General features: G+C 72.0%; 19 protein-coding genes. 10 read left to right on the forward strand and 9 right to left on the reverse strand.

Features of this window, described 5'->3' with window-relative positions; translation table 11 throughout:
* Window positions 1-104 precede the first annotated feature (104 nt).
* The 4 genes from sigE (at window position 105) to ACIPAE_RS00335 (ending at window position 3,180) form a co-directional block, all read left to right on the forward strand.
* Window positions 105-866, forward strand: a complete 762-nt coding sequence (sigE, locus tag ACIPAE_RS00320; RefSeq protein ID WP_329365107.1) for an RNA polymerase sigma factor SigE — start codon at window positions 105-107, stop codon at window positions 864-866.
* Window positions 863-1,723: a zf-HC2 domain-containing protein gene (locus tag ACIPAE_RS00325; protein WP_329365104.1), complete on the forward strand. Its 861-nt coding sequence runs from the start codon at window positions 863-865 to the stop codon at window positions 1,721-1,723. Before sigE ends, ACIPAE_RS00325 begins: the two co-directional genes overlap by 4 nt.
* Window positions 1,724-1,886: 163 nt before the next feature.
* Window positions 1,887-2,405 (forward strand): sec-independent translocase, encoded by a 519-nt coding sequence (locus ACIPAE_RS00330; RefSeq protein ID WP_329365102.1) that lies wholly within the window; start codon window positions 1,887-1,889, stop codon window positions 2,403-2,405.
* 160 nt (window positions 2,406-2,565) lie between these two features.
* Window positions 2,566-3,180 carry a hypothetical protein gene (locus ACIPAE_RS00335; RefSeq protein ID WP_328468902.1) on the forward strand — a complete coding sequence of 205 codons (615 nt, stop codon included), beginning with the start codon at window positions 2,566-2,568 and terminating at the stop codon, window positions 3,178-3,180.
* A gap of 58 nt (window positions 3,181-3,238) precedes the next feature.
* Here the strand turns inward: ACIPAE_RS00335 and ACIPAE_RS00340 are convergent, their stop codons facing one another.
* The 3 genes from ACIPAE_RS00340 to ACIPAE_RS00350 are packed head-to-tail and all read right to left on the reverse strand — an operon-like array spanning window position 3,239 to window position 6,470.
* Entirely contained in the window at window positions 3,239-4,408 is a 1,170-nt protein-coding gene (locus ACIPAE_RS00340; RefSeq protein ID WP_402441936.1) for an Mrp/NBP35 family ATP-binding protein, read from the reverse strand.
* A 33-nt stretch (window positions 4,409-4,441) separates the two neighbouring features.
* A complete protein-coding gene (locus tag ACIPAE_RS00345; protein WP_366413665.1) occupies window positions 4,442-5,062 on the reverse strand; it encodes a DUF1003 domain-containing protein in 621 nt (206 codons plus the stop codon).
* Complete coding sequence (locus tag ACIPAE_RS00350; RefSeq protein ID WP_329365095.1) at window positions 5,052-6,470, reverse strand: magnesium transporter MgtE N-terminal domain-containing protein; 1,419 nt, start codon at window positions 6,468-6,470, stop codon at window positions 5,052-5,054. The genes ACIPAE_RS00345 and ACIPAE_RS00350 overlap by 11 nt, the downstream gene beginning before the upstream one ends.
* A 176-nt stretch (window positions 6,471-6,646) precedes the next feature.
* On the opposite strand from ACIPAE_RS00350, the gene ACIPAE_RS00355 reads away from it, so the two are divergent.
* Window positions 6,647-7,369 (forward strand): hypothetical protein, encoded by a 723-nt coding sequence (locus ACIPAE_RS00355; protein ID WP_366413664.1) that lies wholly within the window; start codon window positions 6,647-6,649, stop codon window positions 7,367-7,369.
* Window positions 7,370-7,417: 48 nt separating this feature from the next.
* Here the strand turns inward: ACIPAE_RS00355 and ACIPAE_RS00360 are convergent, their stop codons facing one another.
* From ACIPAE_RS00360 to ACIPAE_RS00370, 3 genes are all read right to left on the reverse strand, one after another.
* Window positions 7,418-7,969, reverse strand: a complete 552-nt coding sequence (locus ACIPAE_RS00360; RefSeq protein ID WP_329365091.1) for a hypothetical protein — start codon at window positions 7,967-7,969, stop codon at window positions 7,418-7,420.
* 28 nt (window positions 7,970-7,997) lie between these two features.
* Entirely contained in the window at window positions 7,998-8,909 is a 912-nt protein-coding gene (locus ACIPAE_RS00365) for a DMT family transporter (RefSeq protein WP_402442617.1), read from the reverse strand.
* Between the two features lie 88 nt (window positions 8,910-8,997).
* Window positions 8,998-10,143, reverse strand: a complete 1,146-nt coding sequence (locus ACIPAE_RS00370; RefSeq protein WP_328468917.1) for a magnesium and cobalt transport protein CorA — start codon at window positions 10,141-10,143, stop codon at window positions 8,998-9,000.
* 420 nt (window positions 10,144-10,563) lie between these two features.
* Here ACIPAE_RS00370 and ACIPAE_RS00375 point away from each other — a divergent pair, with 420 nt between their 5' ends.
* From ACIPAE_RS00375 to ACIPAE_RS00390, 4 genes are all read left to right on the forward strand, one after another.
* Window positions 10,564-11,151, forward strand: coding sequence for a suppressor of fused domain protein (locus ACIPAE_RS00375; RefSeq protein ID WP_402441940.1), 588 nt, complete (start codon window positions 10,564-10,566; stop codon window positions 11,149-11,151).
* Window positions 11,152-11,223: 72 nt separating this feature from the next.
* Window positions 11,224-11,862: a DUF6758 family protein gene (locus tag ACIPAE_RS00380; RefSeq protein ID WP_328468920.1), complete on the forward strand. Its 639-nt coding sequence runs from the start codon at window positions 11,224-11,226 to the stop codon at window positions 11,860-11,862.
* A gap of 194 nt (window positions 11,863-12,056) precedes the next feature.
* Window positions 12,057-12,920 (forward strand): PHP domain-containing protein, encoded by an 864-nt coding sequence (locus ACIPAE_RS00385; protein ID WP_402441943.1) that lies wholly within the window; start codon window positions 12,057-12,059, stop codon window positions 12,918-12,920.
* Between the two features lie 229 nt (window positions 12,921-13,149).
* Entirely contained in the window at window positions 13,150-13,758 is a 609-nt protein-coding gene (locus ACIPAE_RS00390) for a MarC family protein (RefSeq protein WP_328468924.1), read from the forward strand.
* A 96-nt stretch (window positions 13,759-13,854) separates the two neighbouring features.
* On the opposite strand, the gene ACIPAE_RS00395 is transcribed toward ACIPAE_RS00390, so the two are convergent.
* From ACIPAE_RS00395 to ACIPAE_RS00405, 3 genes are all read right to left on the reverse strand, one after another.
* Window positions 13,855-13,995: a hypothetical protein gene (locus tag ACIPAE_RS00395; RefSeq protein ID WP_200823142.1), complete on the reverse strand. Its 141-nt coding sequence runs from the start codon at window positions 13,993-13,995 to the stop codon at window positions 13,855-13,857.
* A gap of 93 nt (window positions 13,996-14,088) precedes the next feature.
* Window positions 14,089-15,018, reverse strand: a complete 930-nt coding sequence (locus ACIPAE_RS00400) for an alpha/beta fold hydrolase (RefSeq protein ID WP_402441945.1) — start codon at window positions 15,016-15,018, stop codon at window positions 14,089-14,091.
* A gap of 274 nt (window positions 15,019-15,292) precedes the next feature.
* Window positions 15,293-16,990 (reverse strand): DEAD/DEAH box helicase, encoded by a 1,698-nt coding sequence (locus tag ACIPAE_RS00405; protein WP_402441947.1) that lies wholly within the window; start codon window positions 16,988-16,990, stop codon window positions 15,293-15,295.
* A gap of 412 nt (window positions 16,991-17,402) precedes the next feature.
* Here ACIPAE_RS00405 and ACIPAE_RS00410 point away from each other — a divergent pair, with 412 nt between their 5' ends.
* A complete protein-coding gene (locus tag ACIPAE_RS00410) occupies window positions 17,403-18,143 on the forward strand; it encodes a ferritin-like fold-containing protein (protein ID WP_328468929.1) in 741 nt (246 codons plus the stop codon).
* The last annotated feature ends 524 nt before the right edge of the window (window positions 18,144-18,667 follow it).

Raw genomic sequence — 18,667 nt, forward strand, 5'->3', positions numbered from 1 at the left:
GTTAGAGAACACGGGTGGCAACGGCCCCCCGCGGGGATGGAGCGGCAGCCCCCTCTCCGCTTTGGCAACAGCGCACTTATCCGGAGCTAACGGGCGAGGTGGATATGGTAGGGGCTCTACTGGAGACCACCAGAGCCGACAGGGGAGGTGCGGCTGCGGCCGGTGACCGAGGAATGCTCGACCGCTTCCGAAAGTCCGCCGGACAGCCGAAATCCGTGACCGACACAGCTGATGACCGTTCACCCAGGACCGACTCCGCGACCGCGACGTTCGCTACCGACGGAGACGGCCAGACGTGGACGCCTCCTTCCTGGGAGGAGATCGTCAGCACGCACAGTGCCCGGGTGTACCGGCTGGCCTACCGCCTGACCGGGAACCAGCACGACGCGGAAGACCTCACCCAGGAGGTCTTCGTGCGGGTCTTCCGCTCCCTGTCCACCTACACGCCCGGCACTTTCGAGGGCTGGCTGCACCGCATCACCACGAACCTCTTCCTGGACATGGTGCGGCGCCGGCAGCGCATTCGTTTCGACGCTCTCGGCGACGACGCGGCTGAGCGGCTGCCCAGCCGCGAGCCGTCCCCCGCGCAGCACTTCAGCGACACCCACTTCGACGCGGACGTCCAGCAGGCGCTGGACACCCTCGCGCCGGAGTTCCGGGCCGCCGTGGTGCTCTGCGACATCGAGGGACTGTCGTACGAGGAGATCGCCGCGACCCTCGGGGTGAAACTCGGCACCGTGCGAAGCCGCATCCACCGCGGCCGCTCGCACCTGCGCAAGGCTCTGGAGCACCGGGCGCCCGGAGCGCGCCCGGCGCCCGCGTTCGCTGCCACCGCGTCCAAACCCCTGGAGGGCGGGAGAGCGTGAGCAGCAGCGGTTCAGGCGAGCAGCACCGTCCCCAACGTCCTGCACCCGCCGAGCAGCACCTCGGTGACCGACTTTCCGCCTTCGTCGACGGCGAGCTGACGGACGACAGCCGGGACCGGGTGCTGGCCCATCTCGCGACATGTACGCAGTGCAAGGCCGCCGCCGCCGAGCAGCGCCGGCTCAAGAGCGTGATCGCCGGCTCGGAGCTGCCGGCCATATCGGCCGGTCTGCTGGCGCGGCTACAGGGACTGCCGGCCATGGACGGCCAGGACGGCCCCGGTGGCCCGGCGCGGCCCGAGGGCCTGTCGGCCGACGAGGCGGGCAGCGTCGGCCACCGTCGCGGCCCGTTCGACGGCGGCTTCTTCGGCTCGCGGCCGACGGTTCCCGACTCGGTGCTCTCCGACCCCGGCAGGTCCGACACCGGTCGCCCCGGCTCCGGCCTGGCCCGATCAGGGGGCGCGCGGCGCGAGGAGTTCTCCTTCCTCGGCCCGGCCGCCGATCTGCTGCCGGCCGGTGACGGGCGCGGCCGCGGCTTCCGGGTCCACGACAGCACCTCCCGGGGCCGGCGTTTCGCCTTCGCCGCGGCCGGTGCCTTCTCGATGGCCGCGATCGCCATCGGCAGCGCGCTGCCGATGGAGGCGGCGATGGACAGCGGCGCCCGGCCGGACGACGGCCCCGCGGTCAGCCCGCTCAGCGCCGGCCAGGTCTCCGACACCCGCGGCACCATCCCGCGCGGCGTGCTCAGTTCGGACCGCGAGGAGCAGCGGCGCGAGCGGATCGTGGTCGCGTCGGCCACCTCCGTGCCGTTGATACCGCCGGTCCAGCAGGCGTCGAACGGCTCGTTCCCGCTGCGCTGAGCGGTGGTTCGGCGTCGGGCACCGCCCGGTGTCAGCGCAGGTCTTTACCGGGCGGCAGCATAGTGTTGGCCACAGCCACTCCCGTATCGCTTGCTCGGGCAGGTACCGTGAATTCCGCCGGTCCCTGCCCACGCCGGCCGTGGACGTCTCAAGGAGCTGCAAGGTGTTCTTCGACATAGGCCCGCTGGAGCTGGTCGCGATCGTGGTCCTTGCCGTGCTTGTCTTCGGCCCGGACAAGCTGCCGAAGCTGATCCAGGACGCCATGGCCTTCATCCGCAAGGTGCGGGAGTTCTCCGACAGCGCCAAGGAGGACATCCGCCGCGAGCTGGGGCCGGAGTTCAAGGACTTCGAGTTCGAGGACCTCAACCCGAAGACCTTCATCCGCAAGAACCTGATCAACAGCGAGAACGACGAGTACGGCCTCGGCGAGCTGAAGGACCTCGGCAAGAGCCTTGACCTGCGCAAGGACCTCACCGACGTCACCGACCTGCGCAAGGACATGGCGGAGGTCACCGACGCGGTCAACGGGGTCAGGACGGGCGTCAACGGCTCGTCCTCGTCGTCAGCCTCAGCGGGGACGGCTTCTTCCGGTGCGGGCTCCGCGGACTCCGGCGGCACCCCCGACCGGCTGAAGAAGCTGGGTCAGGACGAGCCGCCGCCGTACGACTCCGACGCGACCTGATCCGGGGAGCGTCAACCCGAATCCACGTTTTCACCCGATTGCATGGCCGTTGTCCGTGTGTTCGGCATCACCCCACGCCGTTTCGCGCCCCGAACCCGCCCATGGTCGGGCAAGATGGCATGTCGCCCAGGAGGGCGGTCATCGAGGAGGCGCGACCCATATGGAGACGAAGACCGGCACGCAACAGGGGGCGGTCGAGGGCTACCTGTTGGCCGACTTCCCCTGGTACGGGCTGGACCAGGCATTCACCGGGCCCCGGTGGCTCGGTCTGCTCGGCGCCAGCGCGGACGGGACCGTCGAACACGGAGCGACCGGACACGGCGACGAGCCGTCGCTCAAGGCCGAGGCCGCCGACCCGGAGGGCCAGAAGTTCGCGGTCGTGGTCACCGTCGCCCACCGGCCGCTGCGGCGCAGCGCCGACGGCACCGGTGTGATGGAGGCCACCTCGGTCTCCTCCGCGGCCTGGCTGGCCGGCTCCGGGCTGCTCTCGGCGACCTGGCCCACCCGGATGGACCGCGCGCTGCGGCAGGACTGGCTCGACCAGCAGACCTCGGCGGCGTGGGAGCTCGCGGACGAGCTGACCGGACCCGGATGGTCGTCCCTGACCCTCCCCGTCGACGGCGTCCCCACCCCCTTCCACTACCGCGAGTCGGAATACGGCTGGGTGATGGCCGGCTCCGCCGCGGGAGTGCACCTCGGGGCGTACGGCCGAAACATGTCCGCCTACGGCCTCGCCCTGGCCGCCATCCCCGACCTCACCGCGTACGCGGGGTAACCGGACCCACCCGGCTGCCCGTCCGCGGAGTCACGGGACGGGCAGCCCGGGGGAGCCGTCAGAACTTGTTGCGCGGGGTGATCCCGAGCGACATCCCCGCCAACCCGCGCTCGCGGGCGGAGAGCTTCGCGGCGATGCCCCGCAGCGCCGCCCCCGCGGGGGACTCCGGCGCCGTGAGGACCACCGGCCGGCCGTCGTCGCCGCCCTCGCGCAGCCGCACGTCGATCGGGATGCGCCCGAGCACGGGCACCGTGGTGCCGGTGGTGCGGGACAGCCCCTCGGCGACCCGGTCGCCCCCACCCGTGCCGAACACCTCGACGACCTCGTCGCAGTGCGGGCACGGCATCCCCGCCATGTTCTCCACGACGCCGACGATCTTCTGGTGGGTCTGCACGGCGATCGACCCGGCCCGCTCGGCGACCTCCGCCGCCGCCTGCTGCGGGGTGGTCACCACGAGGATCTCCGCGTTCGGCACGAGCTGCGCGACGGAGATCGCGATGTCGCCGGTGCCGGGCGGCAGGTCGAGCAGCAGGACGTCCAGGTCGCCCCAGTAGACGTCCGCGAGGAACTGCTGGAGCGCGCGGTGCAGCATCGGCCCGCGCCACACCACCGGCGCGTTGCCGGGGGTGAACATGCCGATCGAGATGACCTTCACACCGTTCGCCGACGGCGGCATGATCATGTTCTCGACCTGGGTGGGACGGCCCTCCGCGCCGAGCATCCGTGGCACGCTGTGCCCGTAGATGTCCGCGTCGACCACGCCGACCTTCAACCCGTCCGCGGCCATCGCGGCGGCGAGGTTCACCGTCACCGAGGACTTGCCGACCCCGCCCTTGCCGGAGGCGATCGCATAGACCCGGGTCAGCGAGCCGGGCTGGGCGAAGGGGATCTCCCGCTCGGCCTGGCCGCCGCGCAGCGAGGACGCCAGCTCGCGGCGCTGCTCGTCGCTCATCACGTCCAGCGCCACCCGCACCGACGTCACCCCGGCCACGCCCTGCACCGCTGCCGTGACCCGGCCGGTGATCTCGTCCCGCATCGGGCACCCGGACACGGTGAGGTAGACGGTGACGGCGACCGAGCCGTCGGGGGCGATGTCGACGGATTTCACCATGCCGAGTTCGGTGATCGGCTTGTGGATCTCCGGGTCGTCAACGGTCGCCAGCGCGGCGCGTACAGCGTCGTCGGTGGGGGTGCCGGTCGGGGTAGAACCGTGCAGAGCGGTAGCCATACGCACGAGGATACGGCGGTCCCGAGCGGCCCTTCAGCGGCCCCGGCCGTCGCCTTCGTCACTGCGCGGGCGGCGCTGGTCACCGTACCGGTCCTGGCCCTGCCGCTCGTTGCGCCGCTCGGCACGGTGCCGCTGCTCGTCGATCTCCTTGACCAGGTCCTGGAGTTCCGAGCGAATCCAGTCCCGCGTGGCGACCTCGCCCAGGCCCATCCGCAGGGCGGCCACCTCCCGGGTCAGGTACTCGGTGTCGGCGATGTTCCGTTCGTTCTGCTTGCGGTCCTGTTCGAGATTGACCCGGTCCCGGTCGTCCTGCCGGTTCTGCGCGAGCAGGATCAGCGGCGCCGCGTAGGACGCCTGCAGCGACAGCATCAACGTCAGGAAGATGAAGGGGTAGTGGTCGAACTGGAAGTTCCGTGGCGCGAAGACGTTCCACAGCACCCAGACGATGATGATCACCGTCATCCAGACGATGAACCGTCCGGTGCCGAGGAAGCGCGCCACCCGCTCGGAGAGCTTGCCGAACGCGTCCGGGTCGTAGGACGGCAGCAGGCTGCGGCGCGGCTCGCGCGGCTGGTCCAGCCGGTTCTTGCGCGGCCGTCCGGTCGCCGTGGCCCCCGCCGGGTGACGGGTCCGCTCGCGCTCGTCAGCGGCCATCGGGTGCCTCCGCGCGCTCGTCCGTGCCGCGCTCGTCCGTGCCGCGACCTTCGCCGTCCCCGTCGCCGTCCATGCCGCTGTCCGTGCCGCCCTCCGCGCCGTACAGCGCGGTCTCCCGCCAGTCGTCCGGCAGCAGGTGGTCCAGCACGTCGTCCACGGTCACCGCGCCGACCAGCGAACCGCTCTCGTCCACCACCGGCGCGGAGATCATGTTGTACGTGGCCAGGAAGCTCGTCACCGACGGCAGCGCGGTGTCCGGGCCCAGCGGTTGCAGGTCGGTGTCCACGATGGCGCCGAGCAGGGTGAAGGGCGGGTCGCGCAGCAGCCGCTGGAAGTGCACCAGGCCGAGGTACTTCCCGGTCGGGGTGTCGTCCGGCGGCCGGCACACGTACACCTGGGCGGCCAGCGCGGGGGACAGGTCGGGGTTGCGGATACGGGCCAGCGCGTCGGCCACGGTCGCGTCCGGGCGCAGCACGATCGGCTCGGTGGTCATCAGCCCGCCCGCGGTGCGCTCCTCGTACGACAGCAGCCGCCGTACGCCCGCGGCCTCCTGGGGCTGCATCAGGGTGAGGAGGCGTTCCTGCTCGTCCGCCGGCAGCTCGGCGAGCAGGTCGGCGGCGTCATCGGGGTCCATCGCCTCCAGCACGTCGGCGGCCCGCTCCTCCTTGAGCTTGCTGAGGATCTCCACCTGGTCGTCGTCCGGCAGTTCCTCCAGGACGTCGGCGAGCCGGTCGTCGTCGAGGGCGGCGGCCACCTCGCCGCGGCGCTTGGGCGACAGGTGGTGCAGCACGTTCGCCAGGTCGGCCGGGCGCAGCTGCTCGAAGGTCGCCACCAGGTTCTCCGCGCCCTGGCCCTCCTCGGCGAGCGAGAAGCCGCTCACGGCCGACCAGTCCACGGTCAGCGCCTCGCCTCTGCGGCGCAGCGCCCCGCTCTTGCCGCGCCGCACGAAGACCTTGTCGATCTCCCAGTCCCGCCGGGAGGGCAGCTGGGTCATGGACACATCGAGCACGGTGACCTCGACGGACAGGGCCTCGTCGGCGGCGGAGCGGGCCACGGCGGTGGGGGTCTCGGCGGGGGAGCCCGACTCGTCGGTGGCCAGCCGCACCCTGCGGTCCAGCAGCTCGCCCAGCACCAGCGTCTCGGTCGGCCGCTGCTCGAAGCGCCGCATGTTCACCACGCCGGTGGTGATGACCTGGCCGGACTCCACACCGGTGACCCGGGTCATGGGCAGGAAGATCCGGCGCCGGCTGACCACCTCGACGACCAGGCCCAGCACCCGGGGCGGGCGCCCTCCGACGCGCAGCATGACGACCACGTCGCGCACCCGCCCGACCTGGTCGCCGTTCGGATCGAAGACGGCGACCCCGGCCAGGTGCGAGACGAAGACCCGAGGGGCGCCTGCCGCCATGGTGGGGGCCTCCTACGGTCCGCGGAGGGCTGCTCCGGTGCCTGCGGGCCACACCCGCCGCACCCGCTCAGGCTACTCCGGGCCGATCTTGCCTGCCCCATGGGATGGTCCCCGGGAGTAACCCTGCGGTAGCTTCGAGGCCGCCCGCAGCCGCCGTCCCTGGAGGAAGAGAACCCGTGCACCACGGCCGCAGGACTGTCGCCGCCGCCCTGACCGCGCTCGGCGCGAGCGGTCTGCTCACCGGCTGCCTGGGTTTCGGGGGCGACCCCGACGCGGGCACCAACGGGGTCGGCAAGCTCCCGGCGCAGACCATCGAGCAGAAGGCGAAGTCCGCCGCCGCGGGCGCCGCCGCCGTACGGCTGGCCGGCACCGTGGTCAGCGGCGGCCGGACCTACCGCCTCGACATGCGGCTGCGCACCAACGGCGGGGTCGGCGAGGTCAGCAGCAAGGGCGACACCTTCCAGTTGCTGCGGGTCGACGACGACCTCTACCTCAAGGCCGGCGCCGACTTCTACGGTGACGGCGGCAGCGACAAGGACAGCAAGGCCGCCGCCGCGAAGCTCAACGGCAAGTACGTCAAGGTTCCGCAGAACGACCCCTCCTACCAGCAGTTCTCCGGGTTCACCGACAAGAAGACGCTGCTCGCCGACCTCTTCGTGCTGGACGGCACGGTCAAGACCGGCGCCCACCGCAAGGTCGGCTCCACCAAGACCATCGCGCTCGACGGCACCAAGGGCGGCTCGCTGGACGTCTCCCTCAAGGGCACGCCCTACCCGCTGCGCTACGAGCGCGTCGGCGGCGCGGGCACCCTGACCCTCTCGGACTGGGGCCAGGACTTCACCCTGGCCGCCCCGGCCAAGTCCGAGGTGCTGGACTACGGCAAGACCGTCGGCAAGTAGCGCACCGCACCCGCTCGCCTTGCCTCGCCCCGGGCGCCGGGTCCGCGGTCAGGTCCTGCGGCGCCGGGCGAGCAGCTTCGGCAGTCCCGCGGGCGCGGGGGAGCGGGTGGTCGCCGAGGTGGCGACGGGGGCCACGGCGCCGGAGGTGTCGGGCATCGCGCCCGGGTGCTCCGGCACGCTCCCGGTCGGCGCCAGCCGGAAGACCTGGCACTCGGCCGCCCACCGCGACGGCACCGACTCGGCGTCGACCGCGTTGAGCCGCTTGCCCTTCAGCTCGCCGACGGCGGCCTCCCACGGCTCGCCGTGCGGCGCCAGCACCTCGACCCGCGCGGACCAGGTGACCAGCCGCCCGCCCTTGTCCTTGCTGCGTACGGTCACGGTCGCGGTCCCGCCGTCCACCAGGTCCGGCACCGGCTGCTCGCCGGGCCCGGCGACGAGGTGCAGGCCCCCGTCCAGCCACAGGTGCCACACCGCCTGGCCGTTGACCCAGACCAGCCCGGACTTCTTCGTGGCCTCCTCCACCAGGGCCGACAACTCCTCGTCGGCGGAGGGCACGGCGGAGGGCGCGGGGGAGGCGGGCGGCGTGGACGGCGTCGACATGTGCCCAGGTTAGTGCCCCGGTCAGGGCCTAGCGGCGGCGGTCGGAGAGGATCACCAGGGCCAGACCGCCGAGGATCACCAGCAGCGCGGGATACGCGGCCGCCGGCGGGGTCTGGCCGAGCCACAGCCCCGCGATCAGCGCGGCCCCCGGGGTCTCCAGCAGGATCGCGGTCGAGGTGGTCGACGGCCCCAGGCCCCGCACCACCCGGTTCAGCAGCGAGTGGCCCAGCAACTGCGCCGCCACCGTCAGCGCGGCGATCTTCAGCCAGGTCTCCCCGTCGTACCCGGCCAGCGCCGACCCGGAGACCAGGCACGCGCACAGCAGGGCCACCGCCGTGGTCGTGTAGCAGACGAAGGTGTACGCGGTGGTCGTCGCGGTCCGCCGCACCTCCGAGCCGAGCAGCATGTAGACGGCCGCGGCCAGCCCGGCGCCGAGCGCCAGCGCGTCGCCGACCAGCGCCCGGCTGTCCGTCGACAGGTCGATCCCGGTGAGGATCAGCACGCCGACGACCGCGAGCGCGGTGCCGCCCCACACCAGCCGCGGCGGGCGGTGGCCGCGCAGCCGCAGGATCAGCGTGGTCCAGATCGGCGTCGTGGTGCACAGGGCGGTCGAGGTGGCGACCGACGTCATGTTCAGGCTCGGCAGCCACATCCCGAAGTGCGCGGCCAGCACCAGCCCGGCCAGCGCCGACAGGCCCAGCGCGCGCCGGCCCATCCGCCGCAGCTCGCCGCGGTGCCGCCACAGCGCCACCGGGCTGAGCACCCCCACGGCCATCGCGTTCCGCCAGAAGGCGATCGCCAGCGCGGGTGCGGCCGTCGCCGCGATCAGGGGGGCAGAGAAGGACACGCCCGCGATCGCCACGCCCAGCAGCGTCAGGTCCACTCCACGCCCGGCCTCGGGCGCTTTCTCGTCCACCGCCGGTGCCGCACGGGGCGGGATGGCGGTGCTCTCGGGAGTGGTCACCGCACAAGCGTACGGGCCCGCCGCGGTCCGGCCGTACCACTCCGGAGGGGACTCCCGGGCGTCCCTACAGCCATCCGTTGCGGCGGAAGCCCCGGTGGATCGCGTAACAGATCGCCAGGGTCGCGGCGAGCACGACGGGATAGCTGTACTTCCAGCCGAGCTCGGGCATGTGCTTGAAGTTCATGCCGTACACACCGGTGATCATGGTCGGCACCGCGAGGATGGCCGCCCACGCGGTGATCTTGCGCATGTCCTCGTTCTGCACGACGGTGGCCTGCGCGAGGTTGGCCTGGAGGATGGAGTTGAGCAGGTCGTCGAACCCGGTGACCTGCTCGTGCACCCGCGCGACGTGGTCGGCCACGTCACGGAAGTACTTCTGGATCTCCGGGTCGATCAGCCGCATCGGCCGCTCGCCGAGCAGCTGCATGGGTCGCAGCAGCGGGGACACCGCCCGCTTGAACTCCAGCACTTCCCGCTTGAGCTGGTAGATCCGCCCTGCGTCGCCACCGCGCGAGGTCTTCCCGTTGTCGGCGGAGAAGACGTCGATCTCCACCTCGTCGATGTCGTCCTGCACCGCCTCGGAGACGGCGAGGTAGTCGTCGACGACCTGGTCCGCGATCGCGTGCAGTACGGCCGAGGGGCCCTTGGCCAGCAGCTCCGGGTCGTCCTCCAGCCGGTGCCGCAGCGCGCGCAGCGACCCGTGCCCGCCGTGCCGGACGGTGATCACGAAGTAGCGTCCGGTGAAGACCATCACCTCGCCGCTCTCCACCACCTCGCTGGTGGAGGTGAGCTCGGCGTGCTCGACGTAGCGGATCGTCTTGAAGACGGCGAACAGCGAGTTGTCGTACCGCTCCAACTTCGGCCGCTGGTGGGCGTGGACGGCGTCCTCGACCGCCAGCGGGTGCAGGCCGAACTCCTCGGCGATGCCCGCGAACTCCTGCTCGGTGGGCTCGTGCAGCCCGATCCACACGAAGCCGTCGCTGCCGTCGCACTGCGGGCCGGGCCGCCCGGCGCGCACCATCTTCAGCGCCTCGTGCGGGTCCGTGACGTCACCGTGGCGCAGGCCGTCGCGGTAGACCGCGCAGTCCACGATCGCGCTGGCCGCGCGCGGCTCCGGGACGGGGTCGTACTCGTAGGACGTGGTGGTCCTGCGCAGGGTCGGCCGCAGGGCAGGACGGACTACTGCGCGCAGGTCGCGGATCATCGACATGGCAAGCTCCTTCACGGACTGGCCGACGGCATGGCGCCGCACTGAAATGCAGATCAGGGCGTGGTGATCGCAGGCAGTTCAGGGCGCTCTTCCGCTGTCGCGGGCTCCGCGGGAGCTGTGCCTCCCCCTCGCATCCGACGGGGGTGGACCGCGACTCGCGAGGTGACGCGTTTTGGACCCGGCCAGCCGGGTAGAGAACGCGTGACGTGCGAGTACTGCGGGGAATTCAGCGCGCGAAATGGCATACGGAAGAGCTGCCGGTACTGCACGGTCGACTCGGATCCATGTCAGTCCCCACCTCCTCCGGTCGATCCCCGCTGAGGGATGTCCTTGGTGCGCGAGTGAACGCCCTACCTTAGCAAGTCCGAGCACCTCCTCGGTGCCGCCTTACGGGTTCTGTACGCGTTCTATGCTCGCCGTATGGCTGATGTCCTGGCGCTCGTCGAAGCGCGGCTGTCCGATGTCCTCGGCGCGCCCGACGCCCGCGCCGCGGTCACCTTCGTCGGCACCGACCGGGTCGAGGTCCTCCGCTACACCACCGGTGACCTGGTGCGATACGCCACACTCGGGATGTCCGCGCAGCCGATGGCCGACCCGCTCGCCACCGTGGCGGACCCGCTGCGCGGGCCGCGCGGCGAGCTGCTGCTCACCGTCCGGGCGGGGCTCGCCGACACCGACAAAGTGCTGCGCCCGCTGGCCGTGCTCGCCGCCTCCCCTCAGGTGGAGGGCCTCGTCATCACGCCCGGCGGCTCCCTCGACACCACCGAGCCGCTGTGGCCGGGGGCGCCCTTCTCCGCGGTGCTCGTCGCCGAACCCGGCGGCCTCGTGCCGGACCTCACCCTCCCCGACCCCCTCGACCCGGTCCGCTTCTTCCCGCTCCTGCCGATGACCCCGGCCGAGGCAGCGTGGAAACGCGTGCACGGTGCCGCGGCGCTCCAGGACCGCTGGCTGGCCCACGAGACGGATCTGCGTGACGCCCTGCGGAAGGCGGTGCCCCTGACCTCCTAGGGTGCGCGGCGGCGGGTCCGGACGGGTGATCGTCCTTGACGTGGGGAGGGGCCAGGAGGACCGTGGGGATCTATGAGGGGCGAACCCAGTTGCCCGAAGTGCGGTGGCAGGGTCCGTGCGCCCGGACTCTTCGCCGATTCCTGGCAGTGCGATGTGCACGGGACCGTGTATCCGCTCCAGCCGGTGGTGCCTCCCAGTGTCGAAGCGCTCGGCGTCGTCGTGAACCGCTCCCAGGTGCCGGTCTGGATGCCCTGGCCGCTGCCGGTCGGCTGGCTCTTCTCCGGAGTGGCCGCCGCCGGTGACGACCGAAGCGGCGGCCGTGCCACCGCCGTCTCGTGCTCGGGGCCGGGGCCGCTCGGCGGTCCCGGTGAACTCATGCTCGTGGCAGAGGAGTTGGGGGTCGGGCTCGGCGCGCGCTTCGCCGGGATCGACGGGCCCGACCCCGGTCCGAACATGTGCGTGGACATGCCGCCGCACGCGAAGGTCCTCGCGGCCGGGCGCCCCACGCCCCTCTGGCACGTCGCGGGCGTCCCCGACGACCGCGTGGTCTTCGCCGGCGAGGCCCGCGGGCTCTGGCTGTGGGCCATCGTCTGGCCCGAGCAGACCGGGCTGCTGATGTACGACGAGCTCGTCCTCACGGATTTGCGGGACGCCGGCGCCGAGGTCGACCTCCTGCCGTGCGGTGCGCTCGCCCCCCGCCTCATCGCGTAGCGGTGCCCCTGACCCTCCGGGGTGGTGTGTCCTGCCGGTGGGGGGACCACCTGTTGGTGGTGGGTCGCGCGCGCCCCTGGATCTGCCCGGGTGTTCCGGGGCGAGCACGGGGGGAGCCGTACGACAGAACGCACCACCCGGGCGGGTTATCCTGGCGACGGCCACCCAACCCCCAGCCACCCGCGGAGCGAGTCGTGCGTATAGACCTGCACACCCACTCCACGGCTTCCGACGGCACCGACTCGCCGGCTGAGTTGGTGCGGAACGCCGCGGCCGCGGGGCTGGACGTGGTGGCGCTCACGGATCATGACACGGTCGGCGGCTACGCCGAGGCGACCGCCGCGCTGGCGGGGCTGGAAGCACCCGGGGACCTGACGTTGGTGACCGGCGCCGAGCTGTCCTGCCGGATCGACGGGATCGGCATGCACATGCTGGCGTACCTCTTCGACCCGGCCGAGCCGGAGCTGTACCGCGAGCGCGAACTCGTCCGGGACGACCGGGTGCCGAGGGCGCAGGGCATGGTCGCCAAGCTGCGCGAGCTGGGCGTGCCGATCACCTGGGAGCAGGTCGCCCGGATCGCCGGGGACGGCTCCGTGGGCCGTCCGCACATCGCGACCGCGATGGTCGAGCTGGGCGTGGTCGACAGCGTCTCGGACGCCTTCACCGAGCAGTGGCTGGCCAACGACGGCCGCGGGTACGTCCCCAAGCACGAACTCGACCCGTTCGACGCGGTGCGGCTGGTGAAGGGCGCGGGCGGGGTGACCGTCTTCGCGCACCCGGGGGCGCACAAGCGCGGCGAGACCGTGCCGGAGGCGGTGATCGCCGAGCTGTCCGCCGCCGGGCTCGACGGCATCGAAGTGGACCACGTGGACCACGACGACGCGACCAGGGCGCGGCTGCGCGCGTTCGCCGCGGAGCACGACCTGCTGGCGACGGGTTCGAGCGACTACCACGGCGACCGCAAGACGGTCCGGCTCGGAGCGTGCGTCACCGATCCCGAGGTGTACCGGGAGATCGCGCGCCGGGCCACGGGCGCGGTGCCCATCTCGGCGGTCTAGCGGGCCGGATTCTCCGGGTCGGCCCTCCGGGTCGGCCCCTGCCCTCGCTCCTGCCCCTGCCCACGGCTCGCGGGACCTCGCGGCGCCGCGCGCGGAACCTCGCGTTCCGCGGTGCCCGGTCGCGCAGTTCCTCCCGTCCTCCCGTCCTCCCGCCGGCTCCGCCGGGAGACGTCCCCACCCTCAGCGCCCCCCTTTCGGGGCGCGCTCGTACGTTCAGAAAGCCTGCCGCATGTTTGACATCACCTTGTTCGGGTCCGTGTTCTTCACCCTGTTCGTGATCATGGACCCGCCCGGCATCACGCCGATCTTCCTGGCGCTGACGTCGGGGCGCGCGACGAAGGTGCAGCGGCGGATGGCGTGGCAGGCCGCGTCCGTGGCGCTCGGGGTGATCGCCGTGTTCGGCATCTGCGGCCAGCAGATCCTGGACTACCTGCATGTGTCGGTGCCCGCGCTGCGGGTGGCCGGCGGACTGCTGTTGCTGCTGATCGCGCTGGACCTGCTGACGGGCAAGGCGGACGAGCCGACGCAGACGAAGGACGTGAACGTGGCGCTGGTGCCGCTGGGCATGCCGCTGCTGGCCGGTCCGGGGGCGATCGTGACGGTGATCCTCGCGGTGCAGCACGCGAACGGCTTCGGGCAGCAGCTCTCGGTGTGGGTGGCGATCGTGGCGATGCACGCGGTCCTGTGGCTGACCATGAGGTACTCGCTGGCGATCATCCGGCTGATCAAGGAGGGCGGGGTGGTGCTGGTGACCCGGCTGTCGGGCATGCTGCTGTCCGCGATCGCCGTGCAGTCGGTGGCGAACGGCATCTTCGGCTTCATCCACGGCGAGGGCTGACCTCCGGTCCCGGACGGGACCAGGCATCCGGCCCCGGACAGACGAAAGCGCCCCGTACATCCATTCGGTACGGGGCGCCGTTACGTGGGCCTGCGATCAGTCCGCGGGGCGGATGTAGATGCGCTGGCCGAGAGCGGCGGCCTGCTGCACGATCCTGTCGACAGCGTTGGCGTCCACGACGGTGCTGTCCACGGCCTCACCGTTGACGTCGTCGAGTCGCATGATCTCAAAGCGCATGGGGCTTCTCCCTTCGTCGCGCGTTACATGTGTGGTCAACGAACACCCCCTTCAAAACATTCCCTAGGCTAACGAAAAACTTTCCGGCCTTGACTACTTGCTGGTGAGGGAGTCCTTCTGCTGCCCCTCGACGTCCTTCCAGAAGGCAACCAACGCGGCCGCGGTCTCGGCGGGCCGCTCCGCGTTGGGCGAGTGTCCGGCGTCCTTGATCACGACGCGCCGCGCGCCGAGGCGTACCGCCATCTCGTCCAGCCACGGCACCGGCCAGGCGTAGTCCACCTCGCCGGAGAGTACGAGTTTAGGGAGCGGCAGCGCCGCCAACTCCGCCACTCGATCGGTTTCGGACATCAACTGTCGCGCGGTGGCGAGCAGTTGCTCGGGTACGGTGCCCAACCAGCGGCGGTGCAGGAAGTCCTCCAGCCACGTCGGGGTGCGCCCCTCCGCGTCCCCGGCGCTGTCCGCCTCCGCCCCGGCGTCCATCGCCCGCATCGCCTGCCAGGCGGTCTCCATGTCCATCGTCGGCAGATGGTCGAGCAGCAACTGCGTCCGCACCTGCTGGTGCGCCTCGATCGCGGCCGGACCCGAACTCACCAGCGCCAGCGAGGCGTACGGCACGGAGCGGTCGGAGAGCAGGGCGGCCCGTACGATGTGGCCGCCCAGCGAGTGGCCCAGCACGTGCAGGGGCGCGTCCGTGCCGTACGCCTCGGCCACGGCCACCGCCTGCGCCTGGACGTCCGCCGCCAACTCGCTCCGGGCGTACGCCTTCTCGTCTCTCGGGCCGGCCGACTCGAACTGCCCGCGGCCGTCCACCGAGACGGCGTGGAATCCCGCGGCCGTCAACGGCGTGATCAGGTCGAGGAAGTCTTCCTTGCTTCCGGTGAAGCCCGGGATCAGGAGGACGTGTCCACGTCTTTCCGCCCCCCTGGCGGGGGCGCCGTCCAGCACCGCGAACGATCCCCGCGAGGTTTTCATCTGGCGCGAGACCACGTTCGTCGGCAGCTCAAGGGTGCTCGGTCGGCTCATGCAGTGAGATTACGCGGCTCACATGTCCAAGACGTTGCGGTTGGTGGGGGCGTGACCCCCCCGAGTGCCCCTGTTTGCGGTTCCCGGGACCTTGCGGTGGGTGGGTGACTTCGCCCCTCCGGGGTGACCCGTTCCGTCGGCACCGGGACCTTGCGGCGGGTGGGTGGCTTGTCGCGCTGTTCTCCCCCAGGCGAAGCTCCGGGGGAGAACGCGCGGGCAACCCGCCACCGGCAGGTGGTCCCTCAACCGGCAGGATCGGGCCACCCCCGGGGGGTCAGGCGGTGGGGGTCTTGCGGGTGCGGCGGCGGGGGACCTTGACGGGTTCCTCCGCGGCAGCGGCATCCGCGGGGGCGGTCTGCTCGGGGGCGTCCGGGGAGATCGCGGTGGCGGTGGCCGCGCGGCTGCGGGTGCGCCGCCGGCGGGGCTTGCGCGGCTCGTCGGCGTCCGGGGCGTCGGCCGTCGGGACGGCGACGGGGACGGCCTCGGTGGCGGCGGCGATCACGGTCTCGCCGGCGACGGCGGTCCCACCGCGGGTGCGGCGGCGCTGCCGCGGGGTGCGGGTGCGGGGCGCGCGCTCCTCGACCGGGGCCGCGGGAGTGCGGTCACGGCCGGCGGGGCGGCGGCCGCGGCCACCGGTCTCGCCGAGGTCCTCGACCACTTCCGCGTCGAGCCCGGCACGGGTCCGCTCGGCCCGAGGCAGTATCCCCTTGGTGCCCGCGGGAATCCCGAGCAGCTCGTAGAGGTGCGGAGACGTGGAGTAGGTCTCCTCCGGGTCGTTGAAGGTCAGCTCCAGCGCCTTGTTGATGAGCTGCCAGCGCGGGATGTCGTCCCAGTCGACCAGGGTGATCGCGGTGCCGGAGGCGCCGGCCCGGCCGGTGCGGCCGATCCGGTGCAGGTAGGTCTTCTCGTCTTCCGGCGTCTGGTAGTTGATCACGTGGGTGACGCCTTCGACGTCGATACCGCGCGCGGCGACGTCGGTGCAGACGAGGACGTCCACCTTGCCGTTGCGGAACGCGCGCAGCGCCTGCTCACGGGCGCCCTGACCGAGGTCGCCGTGCACCGCGCCGGAGGCGAACCCGCGCTTCTCCAGTTGCTCCGCGACATCGGCCGCGGTCCGCTTGGTGCGGCAGAAGATCATCGCCAGGCCGCGGCCCTCGGCCTGGAGGATGCGGGAGACCAGCTCCGGCTTGTCCAGGGAGTGCGCGCGGAAGACGTGCTGCGTGGTGTTGGCCACGGTCGCGCCGTGGTCGTCGGGCGCGGTGGCGCGGATGTGGGTCGGCTGCGACATGTAGCGCCGGGCCAGGCTGATCACGGCGCCGGGCATGGTCGCGGAGAAGAGCATGGTCTGGCGCCGCGCGGGCAGCATGGCCATGATCTTCTCGACGTCGGGGAGGAAGCCGAGGTCCAGCATCTCGTCGGCCTCGTCGAGGACGAGGGCGCGGACGTGCTTGAGGTTCAGCTTCTTCTGGCCGGACAGGTCGAGCAGGCGGCCGGGGGTGCCGACGACCACGTCGACGCCCTTCTTCAGCGCCTCGACCTGCGGTTCGTACGCCCGCCCGCCGTAGATCGCGGTGACTCGCACCGCGCGGACCTTGCCGGCGGTGAGCAGGTCGTTGGTGACCTGCTGGCACAGTTCGCGGGTGGGGACGACGACGAGCGCCTGCGGCGCGTCGGTGAGCTGCTCGGGCGTGGCGCGGCCGGCCTCGACGTCGGCGGCGACGGTGACCCGCTCCAGCAGGGGCAGGCCGAAACCGAGCGTCTTGCCGGTGCCGGTCTTGGCCTGGCCGATGACGTCGTTGCCCGCGAGGGCGACCGGGAGCGTCATCTCCTGGATCGGGAAGGGGGTGGTGATGCCGACGGCCTCGAGGGCTTCGGCGGTCTCGTCGAGAATTCCAAGGCTGCGAAAAGTCGTGGTGGTCAGGATGTTGCCTCTTCTGTGAGACGCGGCACTGGCGGCGAGGGGGTCGAGCAAGCCGGTACGTCGGGTGCGACGAACCGGTCACTGACCGCGCAGAGGTGTCGTACGGCCATAGGTCGGCCGTTTAGGCGCGGGACCGCTGCCCTCGCTCAAGCCGCGAGTGGGCCCCTCCCGATGACGGGAAGGCGGTCGGTTCGGAGCCGATCGGGCCACCGACCGGGCATCCAGGTGTTGCACACGTGGCCCGTCGTAGGTCGATGCCAGGCCGACTGTCGACGGGTGCATTACCACTCTACCCCGGAAACACGTAGCTGCACCCGATCAAATGTTTCGTTCGGGACGTCATCGGGTCACGGCGGCCTCTCGGCGGCCACTGCCGGGCGGCGTACCGGGGCGGCCGCGACAGGGCGGGTGAAGCCGTCACCGGGGGGCGTCCGCGGCCGCGGACTTGGCTATTGTGCCCAGCATGGACACGCCTGCTGAGACGCCCACCGACCACCAGCCGACCGTTACCGGCATCGCCGCCCAGGACTGGGCCGCGGCGTCCGCGCAGCCGCAGTACCGCGCCGCCGTCGTCGACCTGCTCGGCGCGCTGGCATACGGCGAGCTCGCGGCGTTCGAACGGCTCGCGGAGGACGCGAAGCTCGCGCCGACGCTGGAGGACAAGGCGGAGCTGGCCGCGATGGCGTCCGCCGAGTTCCACCACTTCGAGCAGTTGCGGGACCGGCTCGCGGAGATCGGGGAGGCGCCGCACGAGGCGATGGCGCCGTTCGCCGCGGCGCTCGACGGCTTCCACCGCCAGACCGCGCCGTCGGACTGGCTGGAGGGCCTGGTCAAGGCGTACGTCGGTGACTCGATCGCGTCCGACTTCTACCGTGAGGTCGCCGCGCGGCTGGACTCCGACACCCGCACGCTCGTGCTCGCGGTTCTCGACGACACCGGGCATGCCACCTTCGCGGTGGAGAAGGTGCGCGCGGCGATCGAGGCGGAGCCGCGGGTCGGGGGACGGCTCGCGCTGTGGGCGCGGCGGCTGATGGGGGAGGCGCTGTCGCAGGCGCAGCGGGTGGTCGCGGATCGCGACGCGCTCTCCACGATGCTGGTGGGCGGGGTCGCGGACGGGTTCGACCTCGCGGAGGTGGGGCGGATGTTCTCGCGGATCACGGAGGCGCACACCAAGCGGATGGCTTCGCTGGGGCTTGCGGCGTAGTGGGTGCCCCTGACCCCCCGGGGTGGTGTGTTCCGCCGGTTCCGGGACCACCTGCCGGTGGGGGGCTTGTCGCGCCGTTCCCCGCGCCCCTGGTTTTCCTCGGCTCCTTCCGCGGAATGAGCCTCACTCCTTCCGCGGTACCCGGGTGCCGCGTGCTTCCGCCATGCCCGTCGCCGGGCCTGCCACCCGCCGGCCCAGGCCCATCACCCGGGTTTCCGGATCACCTGCTGTGGGCTGCTGGTGCCTGGGGCTTCTCTGGGGGAGTTGCCCGCGCGTCCTGAGGGGGTGCCCCTTGCGGTCGTGGCTTCACCACGTGCCGGTGGTGGGTTGCGCGCGCAGTTCCCCGCGCCCCTGGTTTTGCGCGGCTGCTTCCGTGGAGGCAGGGGGCCTCTCAAGAGGCGCGGGGAGATCTCTCAGGGAAGCCCCGGGGAGCAGCAGACCACCGGGAGGTGGTCCGGCAAGGCGGGGGCAGGGCCTGGGCGCGGCGGGTGGATGGCCCGGGATTGGGCGTGGCCGAGCAGGCG

Source organism: Streptomyces sp. NPDC087270 (assembly GCF_044744625.1).
GTDB lineage: Bacteria > Actinomycetota > Actinomycetes > Streptomycetales > Streptomycetaceae > Actinacidiphila.